We start from the raw sequence: 22,438 nt of genomic DNA, 5'->3' as shown, positions 1-22,438 counted from the left end.
ATTTCACCAACTCAATTGCCGGCAAGATCCTTGTAGAGGCTGATGTAGTAGGTGATCCCCGGCCGGACGTTCAACAACGGCAGACGCTCGTTGAGACCGTGGGCGAACTCGTCGGAGTCCTTCATCATAGAGGCGCTCGCACTGTAGCTCGGCACGCCGAGTGCGCGGTACCACATCGAATCCGAGGCACCGGACGCTTGCGAGGGGATGATCGGGATCGGCCCCCAGGCTGCGGTCACCGCCTTGCGGGTGGCGGCCACGAAGTCCGCGCGCATCGGCGAGGCAGGCGACATCGTCGAGGCGTCTCCGGTCACGTCTGAGAACCTGGCGGCGGGCATTGCCGCAACCTTTGCCAGCTCGGCCATGATCTCCTCCCGCGTGTGGCCGGGGAAGATGCGGCAATTGATATTGGCGGTCGCTCGTTGCGGCAAGGCGTTCTGGGCATGACCGCCCGAGATCATCGTGGGAACGCACGTCGTGCCGGTGCGGCCCACCATGGAGGGATTGGCGCGCAGCACCTTGAGCGCCGCCTCGTCGTTGGGATTGGCCGCAAATGCGCGCATGGCGCCGGCCACGGTGGCATCGGGTTCCAGCTTGGCGGCCTCGACCCAGTAGGCGCGGGTGATGTCGTTCAGCTCAGGCTTGAAGTGATAGTGACCGATCCGCTCCAGCACCTCGGAAAGCTGGACGATCGCATTCTCCGTGCGCGGCGCGGAGCTGTGGCCGCCGGGGTTCGTCACCTCGATCCGGTAATCGACGTAGGTCTTCTCGGCGCCGCCCCAGGACCAGAACGCGGGCTTGCCTGTCTTTTCGGAAAGCGTTCCGGACGATCCATCGACATTGAGCACGAGTTCCGCGTTCTTCAGCCGCTCGGCAATCAGCTTGGAGGTTGCCATCGAGGTTTCCTCGTCGCCGGAATAGGCGATCACCAACGTGCGCTTCGGCTTGAAGCCCTGCTTGCGCAGTTCGATCATCGATTCCATCGCCAGCACTGCCTCGAACTTGGTGTCGCTGGCGCCCCGTCCGTAGAGATAGCCGTTCTCGACCACCGGCGTGAACGGATCGCGTTCCCAGTCGGCAGCCTTGGCCTCCACCACGTCCATGTGCGCGGAAACGACGACCGGCTTGAGCGCAGGGTCGCTGCCCGGCCAGGTGGCGATCAGGTAGGCCGTGTCCTTGTGCGGAACGATCTCGATGTCCCTGGCGTCCCAGCCGTTGGCGAGCAGTTCCTTGCGGAAGAGTTCCGCAACCTGCTGCGTCTGGTTGCCTTCGCCTTCCACCGAGCGCAGCGCAATCGCCTGCTTCGAGATTTCGAGAACCTGCTTCTCAGCCTGCGGATAGGGTTTCGGTGCCGCCTGGGCCGTGGTGGACGCAGCGATGATGGCGCCGAGCGTGAAGACGGTGGATGCAATGATCCGCATGAATTTGGTGCCCCTGAGATGCGATCCGAAGTGGTGATTGGCCGGAACCGATGGAGAATCGGTCCCGGCGCGGATACCTTGTCGCATTCGCTACGCAGGCGCACCTGTTTTGCGGGGATCAGGTTAGATCGAGCGCGCCCGTCAGATCGCCCGGCGCCACGCCGCCCGCCGCCACCATCGCCTCTTCGCGCATCCTGAGACCTTCCAGCTTTTCCAGGCCGAAGCGGCGGGTGAGGAAGCGGGCGATGGATCCGGTGTCGTAGATCGTGTGATCCACCGCACCCTTCTTCGCATGGGGAGAGACGATCACGGCCGGAATGCGCGTACCCGGTCCCCAGCGATCGCCCTTCGGCGGTGCAACGTGATCCCACCAGCCGCCGTTTTCATCGAAGGTGATGACGACCAGCATCTTCTCCCACTGTGGGCTCTCGCGCAGGCCGTCGATGACAGCGGCGATGTGACGGTCACCCGCATCGATGTCCGAATAGCCGGCATGCATGTTGAGATTGCCCTGCGGCTTGTAATAGCTGACCGCCGGGAGCTTGCCCGCAGCGGCGTCGGCCAGGAACTTGTTGGTACGGGCAGTGCCGCCCTCTCCGCCGTCACGCAGGAACTTCGCGCGGTCGGCCGTGCCGGGGGCGAAACGGTCGTAGTAGTTGAACGGCTGGTGATGTGGCTGGAAGTTCGGACGCGAGGGGAAAGAGGCGTCGTTCATGTTCCCCGCCAGCGCGGCGTTCCAGCCACCCGCATACCAGGCCCATTCCACGCCCTTGGCCGAGAGCATGTCGCCGATGGTTCGGTGCTGCTGGGGCACCAGCGTATGGGCGCTTTCGGCATTGGCATAACCCGGCTTCGTCGCATCGAGTTCGTAAGTCGGCGCATAGGGCGGCAGCATCGTGTTGACCGCCCAGAAGTCGGGCGAAAGCGTGTTGGGGCCGAAAATCGCCGGGCCGTCGAGAGCGCTCGCGGGTGTCTTGGGATCGACTTTGAGCCGCGTCCCCTTGGGATCGTCCCCTTCCAGCCTGGCGATGCGCTTGGCGGCCGGGCTCTTGTCCGCCTCGGGATAGAACGGCGGCTGCGCGGCGATCAGGTACTGGTGGTTGAGGAAGGAGCCGCCGAACGCCCCCATGAAGAAGTTGTCGCAGAGCGTGAACTCGCGGGCGATCTGCCACAGGCGAAGCTGCGCGCGCATGTCGCCGTAATGGCCCATGACCAATGCGCCGCTGTCTCCCCAGGCCACGAACTGGTCGTTGGCGCCGCCGTTGATCTGCATCTGGTTGTGATAGAACGCATGCACCAGGTCGCGCGTGACAAGGCCATGCGGCAGCGGATCGCCTTCGGGCGTCTGGAGCGCAAACGGCGCATTCGGCAGCGGCGCAAGATCGTCCGGACCGATCAGGTACTCGGTGTGCTCGACGACCTGCTTGCTGGGCACCAGCCCTTCCCAGATCTTGGGCAGGCGCTCCATGACCTTGCCGTCACGATCGCGCTGGCGGGTGCGCTCCGCCGGAACTTCGGACAGCGGCTGCTCCAGCCCCGGATAGTCCGCGAAGAGGTTGTTGAAGCTGCGGTTCTCCGCGAAGATCACGACGACCGTTTCGATCGCCTCGCGCAGGCGGGCATCGCTGACGGGAGCGCTGCTGCGGGACCGCCCCTTATTTGCCGCCGCGGCGGCCTCACCCGGTACTCCCGCGACCGCAGCGGCCCCGAAAGCAGCGGCAAGCCCGCCCAGAAAATCGCGCCGATCGGGGCGCATTCCCGAAGAATCGGCCTGAGGCTCGGGAAGATCGGAGTCGGTCATGGGATTTCCTTGGGGAGACGATTTTCCGGCTGTTTGCGATCCCGATGACGGCACGTCAACCGTTTGTGATATTTTGTATCATCGCACTGCGCAGCGCCTTGAAAAGCGAAAGGGCGACCCGGCAGAAACCGGGCCGCCCATTCGCGAACATTATCCGAACCGGTTCACGCCTTGGCGAAACGGCGCTCGTTCCACTTCACGGACAGGCCCTCGCTGGTCGTTCCGGCAGTCGTGCGCTGGGCGATCGTGCCCACGAAGTGCCATTCGCCGCGCACCTGCTCGGGCGTCATCTGCAACGACACGTAGCCGCGACGGCTGGTGTCAGCATAGGCGAGCCCCGGATTGGCGCCGCGCAGCGCTTTGGCAAGATCGGTCGGCGGGACAGAGGGAAGGTATGCCTCGTACCCCGGCGAAGTGACCGAGTGCCCGGCATATTCGACGCCGGCCGCCGTACCGTCCACGGACAGTTCGCTGCCCCAGGCGTTGTGGCTGTCTCCGGCCAGCACCACGAGGTTGCAGTCCGCCTGCCGCGCCGCCCGCAGCAGCCTTTCACGCGCGGCGGGATAGCCGTCCCAGGAATCCATGTTGAACGGCAGCCCGACCTGCGAAGCTGCGGCGATCGCCATGAGCGCCTGGCGAACCTTGGGGTCGCCGCCGCTGGGAACCAGGTCCGCCATCTGCGGCGGCGCCTTGAGCGAGCCCATCACGATCTGTTGCGCCAGGATCTGCCAGCGGGTGCCGGACTTCGCGGAATCCGCCAGTCCCTTGTAGAGCCAGTTTTCCTGTTGCGTGCCCATCAGGGTGCGGTCCGAAGACATCCACGGCCCGTCGCGGAACTGCGTGAGCGCGCGGGCGATCTCCGCCGGCCCGCCCTTTGCCGCCCCGGCTATCACCGCGCCGAAATCGAGCTGCTCCACGCGGCCGGTCACGCGCGTTTCCGGACGGAACAGCGTGGCCAGCGAGCCGATCTGGAAGCTGTCGTAGAGCGCGTCCGAAACCGGCATCCATTCGCGGTAGGCTTTCTCCGCCGCTGCCCGGCGAACCGACCATTCCCCTTCCTTTTCGGGCTGGTGGTTCTCGGCACCGCCCTTCCAGGTGTCGTTGGCGAACTCGTGATCGTCCCACTGCGCGATCATCGGGAAGCGCTGGTGGACGCGGCGCAGGTCCGGATCGAGGCGATAGCTGGCGAACCGCAGGCGATAGTCGGCCAGCGACACCGTCTCGTTCTTCGGCTCGATCGGACGGCCCGCCATCGGGTTCTCGGGATAGTGGCCGTATTCGTACTCGTAGTAATAGTCCCCGACATGGATGATCAGGTCCAGGTCGTCGCGCGCGGCGGCGTGGGCATAGGCGTTGAACCAGCCGAACGGCATGTTCGAGCACGAGAACAGGCCGATGCCGAAGCGATCGACATCGCCCACCGGCAGAGTGCGGGTGCGGCCGACTTCGCTCTTCGAGCCGTCCGGCGCGATGAAACGATAGTAGTACCACTTACCGGGCGCGAGGCCGGAAACCACCAGCTTGGCGCAACTGTCATGGGCGGGCGACGCGATAACCTCGCCGCCCCCCGCCACCTTGCGGAAGCTCTCGTCGGCAGAGACTTCGCAGCGCAGCCTGGTGTCGCCGCTGCCGACGTAGCGGGTCCACAGCAGCACCGAGTTCGCCGTCGGCTCGCCGCTTGCCACGCCATGGGTGAAGCCCCGCGCGGTAAGGATCTGGGCGACGCCCGGCGTCGAAAGGGCGGCAAGCCCGAAGGCGCCTGCCTGAAGCAGCAGGCGACGGTCGAGTTGGAGTGTCATGGGTATTCCTTCAGGCCAGTCGTTCAATAGCGCGCGGTGATCTCGATGCCGTAGGTGCGCGGCTCGGCGGGGATGAAGGTGGGATAGCCGAACGATCCGCCGGTATTGCCCGCGTCGAGCAGATACTTCTTGTTCGTGAGGTTTCGGGCATAGCCGGCGACCTGGAACTTGCCGCCCATCAGCGACACGCCGCCCCGCAGATTGACCTGAGTGACCGCGTCCTGGCTGATCGCCTCGCTGTTGGGCACTTCGAAGTAGATCTTGCTGCGGTAGGTCACGCTGGGCGTCAGGAACAGGCTGGTGTTCTCGCTGAGCGGGGCATTGAGGTTGAACCCGGCGGCCCACTGCCATTTGGGCTGGAGGCGGAACTGGTTGCCGGCGAAGACGCCGTTGGACGCCTTGTCGTCGATCCCGCCATCGATGTAGCCGACATTGCCGAAGGCGCTCAGCCAGTCGGTGAAGCGCGCCTCAAGCTCCGCCTCGACACCGAGGTTGGACGCCGTACCGGCGCTGCGGGTAACCGCCCGGCCGTTCTCGATCACCGAGACCTGGAAGTTGTCGTACTTGTTGTAGTAGACGCCCAGCGAGCCGGAGAACATGCCGACAGTGCCCTTGATGCCCGCTTCGTAGTTCCACACCGTTTCCGAAGCGATCTCGTCCGCATAGGCCACGGTGTTGACCGCGTTGGGAAGCTGCACGACCGGCGAACGACGGCCCTTGGAGATCGTGGCGTAGAGATTGAGGTTCGGCGTCAGGCGATAGAGCGCGTTGATACGCGGCAGAACCGCCGCATAGGAACGGCGCGCGTAGACGGTCTGCCCAGCCGTATCCGGGAAGGGCAGCAGGATGGCGCCGTAGATGGGAGCGATCGGCTGATTGGATGCGTAGCCCGAGCGCCGCTTTTCGATCAGCACGCGCGCGCCGGCGGTCAGGTCCAGCGCCGGAGCCGGAGTCCAGGTGACGTCGCCGAACATCGACCAGGTCTGGTTGCGGCCGTAGTTCTTCGTCCAGCTATTATAGGGTACCGAGGTCAGCAGGCCGCCGCTGACCAGACCGGCGGTCGCTGCGGCGGGAACGCTGTTGTCCGGAGCGACGCAGCCAAGGCCGGGAATGACATTGGCATAGCATTGCAAGAAGGTGCCGAGTTCGGTCGAGAACGGCACGTACTGCGAGGAGTCCTCGTGGAAGTAGTTCCAGCCGAACGAGGCGCGCCACTGCGGGTCGCTGTAGGTGAAGCGGCCCTCGTGGCTGGCTTGCCAACCCTTGGCATGTTCCGCGAATTCGAGGAACCAGGCGGCGGAACCGTCGGCATCGAACACTTCCAGCGCGTCGAAATTGCGATAGCCGTTGACGGTGGTGAAGTTCCAGCCGTCCGTGAAATCCCAGCTCAGCGTCAGGTTCGCATCGTAGACGTCGCGGTTCAGGCCCAGCTTGTCCGAGCCGAGAAGCTGGCCGGAAAGCGGCGAGCCGCCCAGATAGGCCTTGTCATAGACGCCTTCGACGGACGTGGAACCGAGGTTCTTCGAAAGGAACGGCGTGCCCGAATTGCGCTGGCGGTCATAGGTGAAGACGAGGTCCGCCGTGAAGTCAGTGGTCGGCGTGTAGCGCAGCGAGCCGCGCAGGCCCAGTTGGTCCTGCGCGTAGAGATCGTCCTGCCCCGGCGCCAGGTTCTCGATGTAGCCGTCCCGCTTCTTCCACTGACCCGCGATGCGCGCGGCGATCACGTCGTTGCCGGCGTTCACGAAGCCCTCGACGCGGTAGGCATCGAGATTGCCGTAGGATGCGGTCAAGGCTGCCGAAGTGCCGGGCTGGGGCTTCGCCGAAACGAAGCTGATCGCGCCGATCGTGGCCGCCGTGCCGAACAGGGTTGCCTGCGGGCCCTTTACCACTTCCACGCGGTCGAGATCGTAGATGCCTTGATAGGCGCCGCGCGAGCGCGAGATGTCGATGCCGTTGTAGTACAGCGTAACGCGCGGCCCCTGCTGGGCGGAGCCGCTGTCCGAGGTGATGCCGCGAATGACGAAGCCGGGATTGTTGGCGCTCTGCACCTGGACGTTGAGGCCGGGAACGTAGTTCGACAGCTCGCCGATATCGGTGACGCCCAGTTCGCGCATCCGCTCGCCGGTCTGCACCGAGAGCGTCATCGGCACATCGACGGCGCGCTGCTCGATCTTCTGGGAGGTGACAATGATGGCATTGGAGTCGGTGCTTTCCGCCGTCTCCGCCTCGGCCGCGTGAGCCATTGCCGGAAGCCCTGCAAGAGCGGTTCCTGCGAGAAGAGTTGCTACGCAAGTGCCGAATTTCATTACCGTTTCCCCTACGCGAATACGCTTACGGGTCGGCGGGGTACGCCCGGCAGATGAAGGTTGGATGGCGTTCCTGTGACGGATTTATGCCTCTTTGCGTGTCAGCCGCCATGCCGCCGCAGTGCCGTAAACAAGGCAGAGCATGCCGAGACCAGCGAGTTGCGGCAGGACCGCGCCGAGGCTTGCTCCCATCTCGTTCAGGCGCAGAAAGGCCTGCGCACCGTAAGTCGCCGGCGAAAGATGGGCGAGGCCCGCCACCCAAACGGGCATGGAAGAGAGCGGCCAGGCCGCTCCGGCAAGGAAGAACAGGATGATCGACGTGGGGATCAGCACCTGCAAGGCCCGGTCGGCACTGTCGAACAAGCTGCCGAGCAGCAGACCGAGACCTGACACGGCGGCGGCGAATAGCGGCACCGCAAACAGCAGGCCGCCCGGATTTCCCGCTCGGGGGACGTCCTGATACCAGAATATCCAGCCGAAATAGAATGCCGCCGTCAGGCACCCGATCGAGGCAAGCGCAGACCAGATGCCGAAGAAGGCCGGTAGTGTCAGCGCCTCCCTTGAGGCGCGGCGGCTCGCGGCCAGCATCGCGGTGCCGAACAGCAGCGTCTGCTGGAGGATGATCGCGGAGACCGCCGGAAACACATAGTCGGCATAGCCTTCGCGCGTGTTGAACAAAGGGCGTTCGACCACCGCGATCGGCGCCTGCAAGTGCAATTCCTGTGCCAGCGGGCCAAGGCGCTCCACGGCGGCGGCGATGACGGCCTGCTGGACCGCCCCGCCGATATCCCGCGCGCGGATGAGGTATGTGCCGTTGACCCAGATGCCGATGCCACCGCTTCCTGCGCGGCCCGGCGCGCCGGTGAGCACGGTCCGCGTGAGCCCCTTTGGCAGAAGAAGCACGCCGTCCGCCTGGCGATTCCTCACAAGGTTCTCGGCCTCCAGCGGAGACGTGGCTTCCGCCACGACGTGCACCTCGCGCATGTCGGAGAGCTTGCGGACCAGCGCGCGTGTCAGAACGCTGCGCTCCTCGTCCACGACCACCAGCGGAAGCGCATAAGCCGTCTGATGGGCATAAGGCGCGGGATAGTAGAAACCGTATAGCACGACCGCCAACACGACGATCGAGGCCAGCGCCAAATTGGAAAGCACCGAGCGGAAGACCGATGCAAAGCCTTGCGCGAAAGTCATGCCGTCGCCTCGCGTCGATGAAGCAGGAGCAGCGCCAGCCACAATGGAACCGCCAGGTAGAGCAAAAGCGCCGCGATCTGAGGCAAGGCGACAGCCACCGGCGCGCCGAGGAACTGGTCCATTTGCAGGCGCAGGTAATGGGTGAAAGGCAGGGCCTCACTCCAGCCGCGCGCAAAGCCCGACCCTCCCGCCAGCGGCAATGTGCCACCGGAGTAGGCCAGTGCCGAACCGGCATAGAGCGCGGTTGCCGAAAAGGCGAAGCTGGGCTTGCGCACCGCGACAACCAGAAGCGTCGAAATCGTGGCGGTCCCGGCGAACAGCAGGGCCTGCGCCACCACCGTCAGCAGGAGACTGCCGTTCATGGTCCAGCCGCGGACGCCCGTCAGCCAGATCAACCAGACGAGCCCCCAGATCGAGATCGCGCCCACATAAGGCAGCAGCTTCCCGGCAATCGCCGCCAGTCCGCCGCCCGTCTCTGCCCTCCAATGCCCGAGCGATCGCCCCTGCAACTCCCGCCCCATCGCCATCACGGCCACGCAGCCAATCAGCAGATGCAGCACGGCCGGCTGGATCAGGGCCTGGAGATACCACTCGAAGCTCGTCTGCGGGTTGAACAGGACCGTGGCCTGCACCACCGGAGGGTGGATGCGAATGGCCGGAAGCCCCCTCGCCCGCGCGGCATCGAGCCCGCGTTCGGCCAGCACGGCGACCACGGCGGAACGAATGCCGGAAGCCGCACTGCTGCCAATCGTGAGAAAGGAGGCATTGTAGAAGATCTGGATGGTGGGTGTCGTGCTACGCGCCAGTCCTTCGCCGACGCCCTTGGGTACAAGCAGGATCGCCCACACCCGCCCTGCCCGCGCCAGCCGCTCGGCCTCGACCATGTCCTGCGGCCTTTCCACGATCGATACAGCGGGACTGGCTTCCACCGCCCGCAGGATCTCGCGGCTGAGCGTGCCGTTGTCCTGGTCCACCACTGCAATCGGCAGGGCGCGGGGGACCGCCGCGATCAGCATGGCCGCAACGATCAGGATCGCAATCGCCGGGAACAGCGTGAGCATCGCCAGATCCCAGCGACACTGCCGCAGATGCACCATCTCGCGGCGAAGAGCAGCGCGGAAACCATGGCGAGGCAGTGTCATCGCCCTAGGCCGTAAACTCATAAATGGCACCATCGAGGTTTGAGGCAAAATGGCTCAGCGCAAGAAAGCAGGGCGCTGGAATATGTCGATATTTCAAGTCCTGTCGACGCAGCGATGGGCCATTTTGCGTCAAATCCGAAGGACGTCCAAATGGCTTCCATCTCGGACCAAAGCGACCTTGGACGGGCAACCAGCCCGCCCGGCGGTCGCTTCGGCCCGAGCTGTTCGCCATTTGGACGCCTCGATGGTGCCATTTATGAGTTTACGGCCTGAAGTCATTGCGGCCAGTCGAACAGCACGCTCATGCCCGGCCTCAACCCTTTCACCGGCTCGGCCGGATGCAGTCTGACCTCGAAGCTGCGAACATCGAAGCCCGAGGACTGCCGCGTCGCGCGCCAGGTGGCGAAATCGCCCTGAGGGCTGATGTAAGTTACGCGGAACCGCGCCTTTCGCCCCTCCAGCGCGGGAATGCGCCCGGTCAGTTCCGTGCCCTTCTGCAACGCATTGAACTGATCCTCGCGCAGGTTCAGCGAGACCCAGGGATGCGCGGTATCGACGATCTGGAACACCGGTACCGCCGGTCCGACGATCTCGCCCGGTTCCGCCAGCCGCCGCGTCACTTCGCCGCCGATCGGCGATACCAGAGTCTTCTCCGCGCCCAGGGCATCGGCGATGGAAACGCCGGCCTGCGCCACTTTCACTTGCGCCTGGGCCGCCGCCTTCTCCTCTGCCCGCGCCCCGGACAGGGCCTTCTGGTACTGGAGCCTTGCCGCTTCCGCCTGACGCGCGCTCGCTTCTCGCGCCGCGCGGGCCTCATCGCGGCGCTGGGCGGCTATCACGCCCTCGGCATAGAGGTTGTCCGCCCGGCGCGCCGTTACAGCCGCAAGGTCCGCGCCTGCCTGGGCGGCCTGCCAGATCGAGCGCAGCGACTCCACGTCTTCCGGCCGCGCGCCGTTGTCGGCAAGATCGCGCATGGCTTCGGCGCCCGCCAGCACCCCTTGCGCCTGCTGGCGGCCCGCGTCGATCTCCGGGCTGGAGAGCACGGCCAGCACCGTTCCCGCCGTCACCGTGGCGCCTTCTTCCGCAAGAAGGCGATCGACGCGTGCGAGCGCCTTGGTCGCCACGTTCACCTCGTCAGCATCGACCATGCCCTGAAGTTGCAGAGGCGCCGGCCGCGCCGCGATCCAGAGCCCCACGAGCAGGACCACGGCAAGCAGCGCCAGTCCTGCAACAAGCAGCCGGGAGGTGCCCCTGCTCCTGCCTTCACCAGCGTCGGCATCTTCCCGTCCGGCTTGAGCGAAGCCTTCGTTCCCTTCACTCATGGTGCGGTGATCCTGTCGGCCCTCAGAAGATAATCGCGAAAGTTGTCCCCGCGGTTGCTGGCGACCAGCAAGGCCGAAAGCGCCACGACATATTCGTAAGCCGATGCGATCCGCTGGGTCTGTGCGAGCGAGAGCGCATTGCGAGCGTCGATCAGCTGGCTGGCGGTGTCTTCGCCTTCGCGGAACCCGATTTCATGGACCCGCAGGTTCTCCTCGGCCGCCTTGATGTTGCTGTCGAGCAGGAGAAACGACCGGCGGGCGGTTTCCGTGAGGTTGTAGGCGCGGCTCGTCTCGATCTCGATCGTCTTGCGGGCATCGCGCGCGGCATTGTCCGCCGCGCTCTGCCGGGAGCGAGCCGCAGCGAGGGTGTCGCGCCTGTCGATATTGGAGAGCAGCGTGAACCGAACGCCCATGCCGACGATCCAGTCCGGATCGACCGGGATCGCATCGCTTCGGTTGAAATTGTAGGATCCGAAAGCGAAGGCCTGAGGCCTCATACGCGACTTGGCCAAGTCCACGCCGGAGTCGGCCAGATGACGCGCGGCCTCCGCCACTCTCATCTGCGGCTGTCCCGGCGAAGCGGCCGTGGCGAGAAAATCGTCGAGCGGTTCCAGCGCCTGTCCATTGACGAACAACGGCGTGGTGGGCGCCACGCCTCCGGCTGCATCGAGCAGGCGGGCGAGCGAGTCGGAAGCGCTGCGTTCTTCCATGGTCGCCCGTTCTACGGCACGCTGGGCGGCGTCGCGCGCCACTTGCACTTCCAGCACACGCGATCGGGGAATGACGCCTTCGCGGAACAGGGCCTGGGCATTGCCGAGATGCCTGTCGAAGGCATCGCGCGTACCGGTCGCGGATGTCAGCAGTGCCTGCGCCAGCTGCTGGCCGAAATAGCTCTGGACCAGGCGCACTTGCGAGAGATCCTGGGCCCCGGCCTGTTTCGCCCGCGCCAGTTCCGCACCGGCTTCCGCGCCGCGCTGGATGGCCGGGATGGCACCTCCCGAATAGAGCGGCATCACCGCCGTGACATTGGGACGGATCACCGTTTGCCGCGCGCGGAAATCAAGTTCGTCCGGAAGCTGCGAGAGCAGTCCCGGAAGCGCTTCGGCTACGCGTCCGCTCACCTGCTGGACGATGGCCGAAAACTCGGGGGGGAATTCTCCGGGCAGCCCTTCCAGGAACTGTCCCGCCGCGTTGCTGAAGCTGTCTTTCTGTCCCGTCAGATCGACCGAAAGCGATTTCTGGTAGGCGATGACCGAAACCGAACTCGACACCACCGGCCGATTGAGCGCCTTGAGCGCGTGAGCGGTGTATTCCGCCGCGCTGAGTTCATCCGCCGCCGCACCCAAAGCTGAAGAGACACGATCGAGACGCTGACGCGCCGCTTCGAAAGACAGGGCAGCGGGCTCCGCGCTTTCCTGAACAGAGCTTCCTGGGCCAACTTGTCCGAAAGCAACCGTGGGAATAACGGCCAGCATCGCGAAGATACCGGCCCGGCCCATTACACATCGATTCCGAAAACCGCTGCAAGAAATCATGGTTCACCCGAAGTGGAACATGCGAGAGTTTGCATATTTCATCTTGAGCGGAAAGCATTTTCGCTCAGGAATATGGTCGGCACCGCCTCACGCCCTCATATCATGCTACGATGTGGCATCATGGCACGAGACAACGGAGCAAGGCAGCTATGTATTGGCGACCAATGCGCGAGGAAGATATCGGCTCGGTGGCCGAAGTGGCCGAAGTCGTGCACCTCGATTATCCCGAGAATCCTGGGGTCTTCGCAGCCTGCTTCCGGCATTACCCCAAGGGTTGCCATGTACTGGAAGGCGGCGACGGGAAGATCGCCGGGTACCTTGTCTCGCACCCCGGTCGGCAGGACCGACCACCCATCATCGACGTGCCGTTGACGGGGCTTGCGGAACCGTTCGATTGCTATTTCCTGCACGACCTTGCCTTAAGCAGCGCCACACGCGGACGGGGCTTTGCAGCGGAAGCGGTGCGGATCGTGCTGGATGAGGCGAAACGGCTGAGGCTCGGCCGCGTCGTTCTGATCGCAGTGGGAGACGCTCACGAATTCTGGAGCAAACAAGGCTTTCAGTCGCTGGGCGATGGGCTGCTCGATCCTGCCAAGGGCTACGGCCCCGAAGCGAGAATGCTCGTGCGAGCAGTATGAAGGCCCCTGCCGGGATTCTACCTAGTGTCCCGGCTGGCGATGGTGACGGAATAGGGCGCTCCCGATGGCGAAACCGCGTGCTCGCCCGTCGCGGCCTTGCTCGAATCGCGCTTAATTATCGCTATCGTTGGAGATATGTAGAAATACTCAATTCACGACGTAAGGCGATGGAGAGACTAAAATTTCCATTCCGCAATAAATTTTCAGCGCGTTAACCGATTTTCATGACGTGTTCCCAAGATGGACAGTCCCATCATGGCTGTTCCAATTCGATGAAAATTCTGTAATTGCACGGTCAATCTCTCCGATATTGCTCGTTTTCGGAGGGATTATTGGTCGAAAATTCCGCTCCCTACAGGCGCGGGTCGCAAACCCAGGTTCGGGGGAAGCCGAACTCAGGCGCGAAGCATTCCCGCCTGCCGGAGAACCGTACTGTGAACAGGGAGACGAACATGATTCAATTGATCTGCGAACTCGGCTCAAAGCTGGAAGAACTGGAAGAAATCGGCGCCCTCGTCGCCGCTGCCCACCTTCAGGCCGCCATCGACTCCTTGCGGGACGTTCGCGAACCAGACCAGAATCGATCCAAACCGGAGTAGCCTGCGCAAGACGTGTCGATCAGACTGTGGTTATCCTTAGGTCAGTTCGCGAATAATTCCACCGTTTCAGCCGATCTTCATGAAGCCGAAAGATCACTGGACGGCGGATGCGCGAACTTGGGGGTAATCGCTGCGAACAACGCTTTGTCCAGACGAATTCGATGGACGAACTTTATTCGTGGCAAGGCGCTGGTGACATGAACTTATGGAGAAGACCGATCAGTTGATGCGAAATCGCGCGAAGGCCATTCGCCTGATTGGCATCGCCAATGAACTTCTTGCCATGGCGCGTGAACTCGAAATTGGAACAAGCGCTTCCGCTGACCTCCTGGATATCGGCATTCCGATGGAAAGCCGGGAAACCCCTAAAACGGCGACAAGCCAGGACCATCCCGTCTGGGTGGAACTGGCACGCCAGACTTATGAGGACCGCCGCCGCCGCACGAAGATCTTCCAGTCGGAAGATCTTTTCGGCGAGCCTGCCTGGGATATCCTGTTGGACCTGTTCATCGCCGCCAAGGAGCGGCGCCGGGTGTCCGTGACAAGCGCATGCATCGGTTCGGCAGTTCCTTCCACTACCGCGCTGCGCTGGATTACCATCCTTGAGAAAAACGGCCTGCTCGTCCGGGAGGCCGATCCTGGCGATGCCCGGCGCGTCTACGTCAAACTGAGCGCGAAGGGCTATGCCGCGATGCTCGAATACTTCGCCTCCGCATCCCGATCCGTGGTGCTGCTCGACGATCCCCGCCCCGGGATCCTGGCAGCGCGATAAGGACGCCTGAAACCGACCCGTTCCGCCCCACAGGGGGGTAATCAGGCATATGGGATGTGGTGGCGACCGGGTGGCCGGTTCTCCCTGACGGGAACCGGCCACCCGGTTTCACCCAAAAGAAAACCCGACCTCCACGCGGAAGTCGGGTCTTCGATATTAGCGAAGGCTAAGCCGCGCGAACGATGCCGCGCGGCTTCGTCCATTTCTTAGAGCATTTTCTAATCAGGTGGAATCACCTGATGACTCGGAAAATGCGGCAAACCAAAAACTTAGCGCGAAAGGCGCCCGAACGCCGAAGCGCCGGCGTAACGCGCTGCCTTGCCCAGTTCTTCCTCGATGCGGATGAGCTGGTTGTACTTGGCAAGCCGGTCCGAACGCGCGAGCGAACCGGTCTTGATCTGTCCGCAGTTCGTGGCGACGGCAAGGTCCGCGATCGTCGCGTCCTCGGTCTCGCCCGAACGGTGCGACATGACGGCGGTGTAGCCACTCCGCTGGGCGATCGAAACGGCTTCCAGCGTCTCGGTAAGCGTACCGATCTGGTTGACCTTCACCAGCAGCGAGTTGGCCAGGCCCTTGTCGATGCCCATGGACAGCCGCTTGGGATTGGTGACGAACAGATCGTCGCCTACCAGCTGGACCTTGTGGCCGATCTTGTCCGTGAGCGCCTTCCAGCCCTCGAAGTCGTCTTCGCCCATGCCGTCCTCGATAGAGATGATCGGATAGGCTTCGGTCAGGTCGGCAAGGTAGTCTGCGAAGGCCACCGGAGACAGGCTCAGGCCTTCGCCGCTGATCTCGTACTTGCCGTTCTTGAAGAATTCGGTCGAAGCGCAGTCCAGTGCGAGCTGGATTTCCGAACCGGCCTTGAAGCCCGCCTTTTCGATCGAGGCCATGATGAAGTCCAGGGCGTCGCGCGTGCTGGCGAGGTTGGGCGCGAAACCGCCCTCGTCACCTACTGCGGTGGCCAGGCCCTTTTCGTGCAAGCCCTTCTTCAGGGTGTGGAAGATTTCCGCCCCCCAGCGCACGGCTTCGGCGATCGAATCGGCGCCGACCGGCATGATCATGAATTCCTGGAAATCGATCGGGTTATCGGCATGTTCGCCGCCGTTGATGATGTTCATCATCGGTACCGGCAGGACATGAGCCGAAACGCCGCCAACATAGGAATAGAGCGGCAGGCCGCGCGCATTGGCCGCAGCTTTCGCTGCCGCCAGGCTGACGCCAAGGATGGCATTCGCGCCCAGGCGGCTCTTGTTTTCCGTGCCGTCGAGTTCGATCATGCAGAGATCGAGATCACGCTGGTCTTCGGCGTCCATGCCGACCAGCGCTTCGGCGATCTCGTCATTGACCGCGTCCACGGCCTTCAACACGCCCTTGCCCATATAGCGGGCCTTGTCCCCGTCTCGCAGCTCCACAGCCTCATGCGCGCCGGTGGAGGCACCCGAGGGAACTGCAGCGCGACCGAAGCTGCCGTCTTCAAGAAGAACGTCGACTTCGACAGTAGGATTGCCGCGGCTGTCGAGAATTTCGCGGCCGTGGATATCGATAATCGCGGTCATAACGGGTTTTTCCTCCAGCAAGGCGCCCCCTGAGACGCTTGGGCGCACTCTCGACGGGCGTCTTAGCAGGGGAACTACGCCTGACAAGTTGCGTTGCCATTTCGACGACAAGTTGTGTTACGCTTGATGCATATCGCCTACCAAGCGAACGATACGCAACGGGATGCAAGGAAGGGAATTCGCAATGCCTGAGACCACCAGCACTGGAAACGGCACCGAAAACGCCAAGAGCCACTTCACCAAGGCCGTCGAGGAAGCGAAGGCCGGCGTCCACGCAATGGCCGACGGCTGCCACGAAAAGTTGAATCAGACCAAGGGTGAATGGTCGAGCGAAGCAAAAGTGCGCTCGGATGACGCCATGGCCAAGGCCAGCGCTTTTGCCGACGATGCCAAAGTGAAGGCGGCGGACCTTGCCAACCAGGGCAAGACGAAAGCCAGCCAGGCGATCGTCGGTATTTCGAAGCTGATCGACGACAATGCCGCCCTGATCGACGAGAAGGCCGGCGCCAAGTACGGAGACTACGCCCGCACCGCCTCGAAGTCGCTGGCGGACACCGCGACCAAGCTCGACGAGAAGTCGCTCGACGAACTTGGTGAGGAAGCCAAGGAATTCGTGCGTCGCAGCCCCGTGGCGGCGGTAGGCATGGCGGTGGCCGCAGGCTATCTCTTCGCCCGCCTGTTCAAGAGCGGCAAGTAAGCCGATCGTTCGCACGACGATGCTGGACACCCAAGCCAACCTCGCCCCTCCGACCACGGAGGGCGAGGATCTTTCCCTGATCGAGGACGTACGCCTGCTTGCGGGAGAAGCGCGTACATACGCCCAGGCTGAGCTGGCCTATCAGAAGGCACGCGCCGCTTATGCCGGGGCCGAAACCCGGAATATCGCCATTCTGGGCGTCGGTGCGGCGGTCCTCGTGTTCTTCGCGGTCATGGCTCTCGTTCTGGGTGCGGTGATCGCGGTCGGGACCATCATCGGTCCATGGCTCTCGATGATCGCGGTGCCCGTTGCCATCCTTGTCGCTGCGGCGATCATGGGGCTGTCTGCGCGGGGAAAAGTCCGGCGCATGATGTCTCTTCTTCGTGAAAAGGAACCGGCCGAATGAGCGCCCTCGTTCGCCAGCTGGAAGCGGACCGATCGGTCCGCGACGCCGCCAAGGCAGCCTTCGACATGCGTTACGGCGCGTTGAAAGCCGATTTCGAGATACGCGGCCTGACGGGGCGTATTTTCGACGAAGCCGTAGAGGGTGCCGCAGACATGCTGGACGAGGCGGTAGCCGTGGTTGAGGAGCATCCCGTCGCGATCGGCGGAACCTTCGCTGCGCTGGTGCTTTGGCTTTTGCGTAACCCGATCCTGGCCGCCGCCGAACGCCTGTTCGGCAAGGCCGACACCTGAAGGAGACCGATGGTGAGCAAGACTGAACCGACCAACCCCAACCTGCCCGCAACTTCCGCCAGCGACAGCAATCCTGGCAAGGTCGTCGCGCTGAAGACGCCGGTGGCCGAGCAACGCCCTTCCGAAAAGGTCGTGGCTTTCGTGAAGGCGCATCCGGTGCTCGTAGTGGCAGGCGGCCTGGCGGCCGGTGTGGTGGTCAGCGCCCTGCTGCCCCGCCGCATGACTCGCGGTGTGCTCTCACGCGGGGCACACCTTGCCGAAGCAGCCGGCGCCGCAACCGCTCTGCTTGGCAAGGAGGCTGCCGAGAAGGCGCATGAGCTTGGCACGAGCGCTCGCAAGAATGCGTCGAAGGTCGCCGACCGCGCCGAGAAGAGCGGCGAACTGGCTGCCGAGAGACTTGAAAAATACGGCATGGCAGCGCTGGCCGCTGCAAGTGCCCTGGGTCGTGCATCGGCACAGCGCGCTGGCGAAGCGGGCGAAGTGGCTGCCCGTCAGGCGCGGAAAATCGGTCATTCCGCCAGCGAAACCGCCAGTTCCGGCTCCCACCGGATTTCGGAAATCTTCAGCGGGCTGGCACAACGCCTTCCCCACTGACACGCCGCTAAGGCTAATGAGAACCGGAAGCAATTGAAGGAGCGGATCGCCGACGCGATCCGCTCTTGCCCTGTCAACGTCCTAAACGTATGGGGTCCGCATCTCTCTCCCCACTCACGAAAGCGGTCCCATGCAGAAGCTTCACCTTGTGATGGGCGGCCGGGTCAAAGATCCCCGCAGCCTTGAATTCGCCGACCTCGATGCCCTCGATCTCGTAGGGGTCTACCCGGATTATGCCTCGGCCGAAGACGCATGGCGTTCGTCCGCGCAGCGCACGGTCGACGATGCCGAAATGAAGTACGTGATCGTGCACCTGCACCGCTTGCTTCAGCCGGACCAGCCGGAAGCCTGATCGGCTTCTGCCGAAAGGCATTAGAAACGAAAAAGGCCGGCAGAAATGCCGGCCTTTTCTGTTTCATCCGAGTGGAAATTCAACTCAGATGAATTCAATCTTCTGGACGAGGTAGAACTTGTCGCCCGCCGGAACGGTGACTTCGATCTCTTCCTCTACCTTACGGCCGATCAGTGCCTTGCCGAGCGGCGAATTGTAGCTGATGCGGCCGACCCGGGCATCCGCTTCGTAAGGCCCGACGATCTGGTACTTCACCGGCTTATCGTCATCATCGAGCAGCGTAACCGTTGCACCGAAGATGATCTTGTCGCTCGAAAGCGTGGCAGGATCGACGATCTGGGCCCGCGTGATCTTGTCTTCCAGATCCGCAATCGTCGCTTCGACCTGGCCCTGACGCTCCTTGGCGGCATGATACTCGGCATTTTCCGAGAGATCGCCGTGAGCGCGCGCTTCTTCGATCGCATCGACGATCCGGGGGCGCTCTTCGCGCAGCGCCCTGATCTCTGCGGTAAGCTTCTCATACCCTTCCGCGAGCATGGGGAGCTTTTCGATACTGGCCATCAAACACTTCCTTCCTGCTGCCTCCCCGCACGCGAAACCAGTCGGAGGAGACTAGTTTCCTGTCCCGTCCCTCAGGTCTTTCCCGGGGACTGGTCCGATCCGCAACGATGTGGGGAGGCTAGATCGATTTCAGCTATAATAATCCTGCAACGAACGCACTTCAAGCTGGCTCCCGCGTTGTGCAGAAATTGCCTGTGCAGCAGCGACACTTGCGGCTGCCGTCGTGAAGTAGGGCACCTTGCCCGTCAGCGCCGAAGCACGGATCGACTGCGAGTCCTTGAGGCTCTGCCAACCTTCGGTGGTGTTGAAGATCAGCGCGATGTCGCCATCGACGATCTTGTCGACGATGTGCGGACGGCCTTCCGCCACCTTGTTCACCAGTTCGACCGGAAGCCCCGCCTCGGTCAGGTACTTGTGGGTACCGGAAGTGGCGACGATGCGGAAACCTTCCTTCACCAGGATCTGCACCGCAGGCAAGATTACCGCCTTGTCGCTGTCCTTCACCGAGACGAAGACCAGGCCGCTGTCGGGCAGGCGCATGCTGGCGCCGAGCTGGGCCTTGAGGAAGGCGCGCGGGAAGTCGGCATCGATGCCCATGACTTCGCCGGTGGACTTCATTTCGGGGCTCAGCACCGGATCGACGCCGGGGAAGCGCGCGAACGGGAAGACCGCTTCCTTGACCGCCATGTACGGCAGGTCGCGCTTGAACGGCGGGAAATCGGCCAGCTTTTCGCCCGCCATCACGCGGCTGGCGATCTTGGCGACCGGCTGACCGAGTGCCTTGGCAACGAAGGGCACCGTGCGCGAGGCGCGCGGGTTCACTTCGATAAGGTAGACCTCGCCATCCTTCACCGCGAACTGGATGTTCATCAGGCCACGCACGCTGAGGCCGAAGGCCAGTGCTTCGGCCTGGCGCTCCATCTCGGCGATGATCTCAGCGGGGAGGCTGTAAGGCGGCAGCGAGCACGCGCTGTCGCCCGAGTGGATGCCCGCTTCCTCGATGTGCTGCATGACGCCGGCCACGACGACCTGTTCACCATCGCAAAGCGCGTCGACGTCACATTCGATGGCATCGCGCAGGTACTGGTCGATCAGCACCGGGCTGTCGCCCGAAACCTGCACGGCAGTGGTGATGTAGTCGTCGAGCTGCTGCTCGCTGTCGACGATCTCCATGGCGCGGCCGCCGAGCACGTAGCTGGGGCGCATCAGCACAGGGTAGCCGATGCGGTTGGCGACGTTCACCGCCTCGTCGCGGCTACGGGCGATGCCGTTGGCCGGCTGCTTCAGGCCCAGCTTGTCGACCAGCGCCGAGAAACGCTCGCGGTCTTCGGCAAGGTCGATCGCGTCGGGCGAAGTGCCGAGGATCGGGATACCCTCGTCTTCCAGCGCTTGCGCCAGCTTGAGCGGGGTCTGGCCGCCGAACTGCACCAGCACGCCGACCAGTTCGCCGTTCTGCTGTTCGACGCGCAGGATTTCCAGCACGTCTTCCGCAGTCAGCGGCTCGAAGTAGAGGCGGTCGGAGGTGTCGTAGTCGGTCGATACGGTTTCCGGGTTGCAGTTGACCATGATCGTCTCGTAGCCGACTTCGGCAAGCGCGAAGCAGGCGTGGACGCAGCAGTAGTCGAACTCGATGCCCTGACCGATACGGTTGGGACCGCCGCCGAGGATCACGATCTTCCTGCGATCGGACGGGTTCGCCTCATTCTCAGGCTCCCCGAAGATCGGCGCTTCGTAGGTCGAGTACATATAGGGCGTGACCGCCTCGAACTCGGCCGCGCAGGAGTCGATGCGCTTGAATACCGGGTGGACGCCCAGCTTCTCGCGCAGCTTGCGCACTTCGTCCTCGCTGGTGGCGCCGGCCATGGCGCGCAGCGCGTCATGCACGAGGCCCGAGCTCTTGGCCTGGGTTTCGCCCATGCCGCCCGCGACGCCCACCGAACGCACGGCAAGCGTGGCCAGGCGCTTGTCCGAGAAGCCCATCGCCTTGACGCGGCGCAGGCCCTGCGCATCGATCGGCAGGCCATGCTTCATGATCTGCGCTTCTTCGGCGACGATCTCTTCGATGTGGCGCAGGAACCACTTGTCGTAGTGGGCGATGGCGTGGATCTCGTCGACCGAGAAGCCCTCGCGGAAGGCCTGGGCGGCCACCAGCAGACGGTCCGGCGTCGCCTTGGAGAGCGCAGCGGTGATCACGTCACGCCCGGCGCCTTCCAGTTCGACCACGCGGTTGAACCCGTCGAGGCCGGTTTCCAGGCCGCGAAGGGCCTTCTGCATCGATTCCTTGATGTTGCGGCCGATCGCCATGACTTCGCCCACCGACTTCATCGCGGTGGTGAGGTCGTTCTTGGCCCCCTTGAACTTCTCGAAGGCGAAGCGCGGGATCTTGGTGACGACGTAGTCGATGGTCGGTTCGAACGCGGCCGGCGTGGCGCCGGTGATCTCGTTCATGATCTCGTCGAGCGTGAAGCCCACGGCCAGCTTCGCCGCGACGCGCGCGATCGGGAAGCCGGTGGCCTTCGACGCCAGCGCCGACGAGCGCGAGACGCGCGGGTTCATCTCGATGACGATCAGGCGGCCGTCCTTCGGATTGACCGCGAATTGCACGTTGGAACCGCCGGTCTCGACGCCGATCTCACGCAGCACCTCGATCGAGGCGTTGCGCATGATCTGGTATTCCTTGTCGGTCAGCGTCAGCGCCGGGGCGACGGTGATCGAGTCGCCGGTGTGGACGCCCATCGGATCGACGTTCTCGATCGAGCAGATGATGATGCAATTGTCGTGCTTGTCACGCACGACCTCCATCTCATACTCCTTCCAGCCGAGCAGCGATTCCTCGATCAGCACTTCGGTGGTGGGAGAGGCGTCAAGGCCCGAGCGGACGATGGCCTCGAACTCGGCCTTGTTGTAGGCGATGCCGCCACCGGTGCCGCCCATCGTGAAGCTGGGACGGATGATCGAAGGCAGGCCGGTGGTTTCCAGCACCTTGAACGCCTCGTCCAGAGTGTGCGCCACGCCCGAGCGCGCCGAGTTGAGGCCGATCTTGTCCATCGCGTCGCGGAAACGCTGGCGATCCTCGGCCTTGTCGATGGCGTCGGCGTCGGCACCGATCATCTGCACGCCGAACTTCTCCAGCGTGCCGTCGTTGAACAGCGCCAGCGCGCAGTTCAGCGCGGTCTGGCCGCCCATCGTCGGGAGCACCGCATCCGGGCGCTCCTTCTCGATGATCTTGGCGACCACTTCCGGGGTGATCGGCTCGACATAAGTGGCGTCGGCCATGTCCGGATCGGTCATGATCGTCGCCGGGTTGGAGTTCACCAGGATGACCCGGTAGCCCTCTTCCTTGAGCGCCTTGATCGCCTGGGTCCCCGAATAGTCGAATTCGCAGGCCTGGCCGATGATGATCGGGCCGGCGCCGATGACGAGGATCGAGGAGATGTCTGTGCGCTTGGGCATGGG

19 protein-coding genes are annotated in these 22,438 nt (G+C 63.7%); 8 read left to right on the top strand and 11 right to left on the bottom strand.

Annotated features, from left to right (window positions below; genetic code table 11):
• Positions 1-11: 11 nt before the first annotated feature.
• The 8 genes from ACI3K3_RS03940 to ACI3K3_RS03905 form a co-directional block, all read right to left on the bottom strand.
• The gene (locus ACI3K3_RS03940; RefSeq protein WP_404912222.1) at positions 12-1,421 is read right to left on the bottom strand and encodes a M20/M25/M40 family metallo-hydrolase; all 1,410 of its coding nucleotides are present in this window, start codon (positions 1,419-1,421) and stop codon (positions 12-14) included.
• Positions 1,422-1,539: 118 nt separating this feature from the next.
• The gene (gene acpA, locus ACI3K3_RS03935; RefSeq protein ID WP_404912221.1) at positions 1,540-3,222 is read right to left on the bottom strand and encodes an acid phosphatase; all 1,683 of its coding nucleotides are present in this window, start codon (positions 3,220-3,222) and stop codon (positions 1,540-1,542) included.
• 164 nt (positions 3,223-3,386) lie between these two features.
• Entirely contained in the window at positions 3,387-5,021 is a 1,635-nt protein-coding gene (locus ACI3K3_RS03930) for an alkaline phosphatase D family protein (protein ID WP_404912220.1), read from the bottom strand.
• Positions 5,022-5,044: 23 nt separating this feature from the next.
• Complete coding sequence (locus ACI3K3_RS03925) at positions 5,045-7,264, bottom strand: TonB-dependent receptor (RefSeq protein WP_404912218.1); 2,220 nt, start codon at positions 7,262-7,264, stop codon at positions 5,045-5,047.
• A gap of 147 nt (positions 7,265-7,411) precedes the next feature.
• On the bottom strand, positions 7,412-8,518 hold the full coding sequence (locus ACI3K3_RS03920) for an ABC transporter permease (RefSeq protein ID WP_404912217.1): 1,107 nt from the start codon (positions 8,516-8,518) through the stop codon (positions 7,412-7,414).
• Positions 8,515-9,660 carry an ABC transporter permease gene (locus ACI3K3_RS03915; protein WP_404912215.1) on the bottom strand — a complete coding sequence of 382 codons (1,146 nt, stop codon included), beginning with the start codon at positions 9,658-9,660 and terminating at the stop codon, positions 8,515-8,517. Before ACI3K3_RS03915 ends, ACI3K3_RS03920 begins: the two co-directional genes overlap by 4 nt.
• Before the next feature lie 275 nt (positions 9,661-9,935).
• A complete protein-coding gene (locus tag ACI3K3_RS03910) occupies positions 9,936-10,982 on the bottom strand; it encodes an HlyD family secretion protein (protein WP_404912213.1) in 1,047 nt (348 codons plus the stop codon).
• Positions 10,979-12,481, bottom strand: a complete 1,503-nt coding sequence (locus ACI3K3_RS03905; protein ID WP_404912211.1) for a TolC family protein — start codon at positions 12,479-12,481, stop codon at positions 10,979-10,981. The genes ACI3K3_RS03910 and ACI3K3_RS03905 overlap by 4 nt, the downstream gene beginning before the upstream one ends.
• A 200-nt stretch (positions 12,482-12,681) precedes the next feature.
• Here ACI3K3_RS03905 and ACI3K3_RS03900 point away from each other — a divergent pair, with 200 nt between their 5' ends.
• From ACI3K3_RS03900 to ACI3K3_RS03890, 3 genes are all read left to right on the top strand, one after another.
• Positions 12,682-13,155, top strand: a complete 474-nt coding sequence (locus ACI3K3_RS03900) for a GNAT family N-acetyltransferase (protein WP_404912210.1) — start codon at positions 12,682-12,684, stop codon at positions 13,153-13,155.
• A 452-nt stretch (positions 13,156-13,607) separates the two neighbouring features.
• Positions 13,608-13,754: a hypothetical protein gene (locus ACI3K3_RS03895; RefSeq protein ID WP_313439282.1), complete on the top strand. Its 147-nt coding sequence runs from the start codon at positions 13,608-13,610 to the stop codon at positions 13,752-13,754.
• A 205-nt stretch (positions 13,755-13,959) separates the two neighbouring features.
• On the top strand, positions 13,960-14,526 hold the full coding sequence (locus tag ACI3K3_RS03890) for a MarR family transcriptional regulator (RefSeq protein WP_404912209.1): 567 nt from the start codon (positions 13,960-13,962) through the stop codon (positions 14,524-14,526).
• A 269-nt stretch (positions 14,527-14,795) separates the two neighbouring features.
• Here the strand turns inward: ACI3K3_RS03890 and eno are convergent, their stop codons facing one another.
• Positions 14,796-16,082 carry a phosphopyruvate hydratase gene (gene eno / locus ACI3K3_RS03885; RefSeq protein ID WP_404912208.1) on the bottom strand — a complete coding sequence of 429 codons (1,287 nt, stop codon included), beginning with the start codon at positions 16,080-16,082 and terminating at the stop codon, positions 14,796-14,798.
• 184 nt (positions 16,083-16,266) lie between these two features.
• Between eno and ACI3K3_RS03880 the strand changes: the two genes are divergently transcribed.
• From ACI3K3_RS03880 to ACI3K3_RS03860, 5 genes are all read left to right on the top strand, one after another.
• Positions 16,267-16,779: a hypothetical protein gene (locus ACI3K3_RS03880; RefSeq protein WP_404912206.1), complete on the top strand. Its 513-nt coding sequence runs from the start codon at positions 16,267-16,269 to the stop codon at positions 16,777-16,779.
• A gap of 19 nt (positions 16,780-16,798) precedes the next feature.
• Positions 16,799-17,185: a phage holin family protein gene (locus ACI3K3_RS03875; RefSeq protein WP_404912205.1), complete on the top strand. Its 387-nt coding sequence runs from the start codon at positions 16,799-16,801 to the stop codon at positions 17,183-17,185.
• A complete protein-coding gene (locus ACI3K3_RS03870; RefSeq protein ID WP_404912203.1) occupies positions 17,182-17,475 on the top strand; it encodes a hypothetical protein in 294 nt (97 codons plus the stop codon). Before ACI3K3_RS03875 ends, ACI3K3_RS03870 begins: the two co-directional genes overlap by 4 nt.
• Before the next feature lie 12 nt (positions 17,476-17,487).
• The gene (locus ACI3K3_RS03865; RefSeq protein WP_404912202.1) at positions 17,488-18,069 is read left to right on the top strand and encodes a hypothetical protein; all 582 of its coding nucleotides are present in this window, start codon (positions 17,488-17,490) and stop codon (positions 18,067-18,069) included.
• 130 nt (positions 18,070-18,199) lie between these two features.
• The gene (locus ACI3K3_RS03860) at positions 18,200-18,421 is read left to right on the top strand and encodes a DUF4170 domain-containing protein (RefSeq protein ID WP_313439302.1); all 222 of its coding nucleotides are present in this window, start codon (positions 18,200-18,202) and stop codon (positions 18,419-18,421) included.
• A gap of 84 nt (positions 18,422-18,505) precedes the next feature.
• On the opposite strand, the gene greA is transcribed toward ACI3K3_RS03860, so the two are convergent.
• Both greA and carB read right to left on the bottom strand, forming a co-directional pair.
• A complete protein-coding gene (greA, locus tag ACI3K3_RS03855; RefSeq protein ID WP_404912200.1) occupies positions 18,506-18,982 on the bottom strand; it encodes a transcription elongation factor GreA in 477 nt (158 codons plus the stop codon).
• Between the two features lie 129 nt (positions 18,983-19,111).
• On the bottom strand, positions 19,112-22,435 hold the full coding sequence (carB, locus tag ACI3K3_RS03850; RefSeq protein WP_404912198.1) for a carbamoyl-phosphate synthase large subunit: 3,324 nt from the start codon (positions 22,433-22,435) through the stop codon (positions 19,112-19,114).
• Between the last annotated feature and the right edge of the window lie 3 nt (positions 22,436-22,438).

It is taken from the genome of Novosphingobium sp. ZW T3_23 (assembly GCF_044987305.1).
Lineage (GTDB): Bacteria > Pseudomonadota > Alphaproteobacteria > Sphingomonadales > Sphingomonadaceae > Novosphingobium.
Note: the sequence above shows the minus strand (reverse complement) of the source record. Positions and strands in the feature narration are given on the sequence as shown.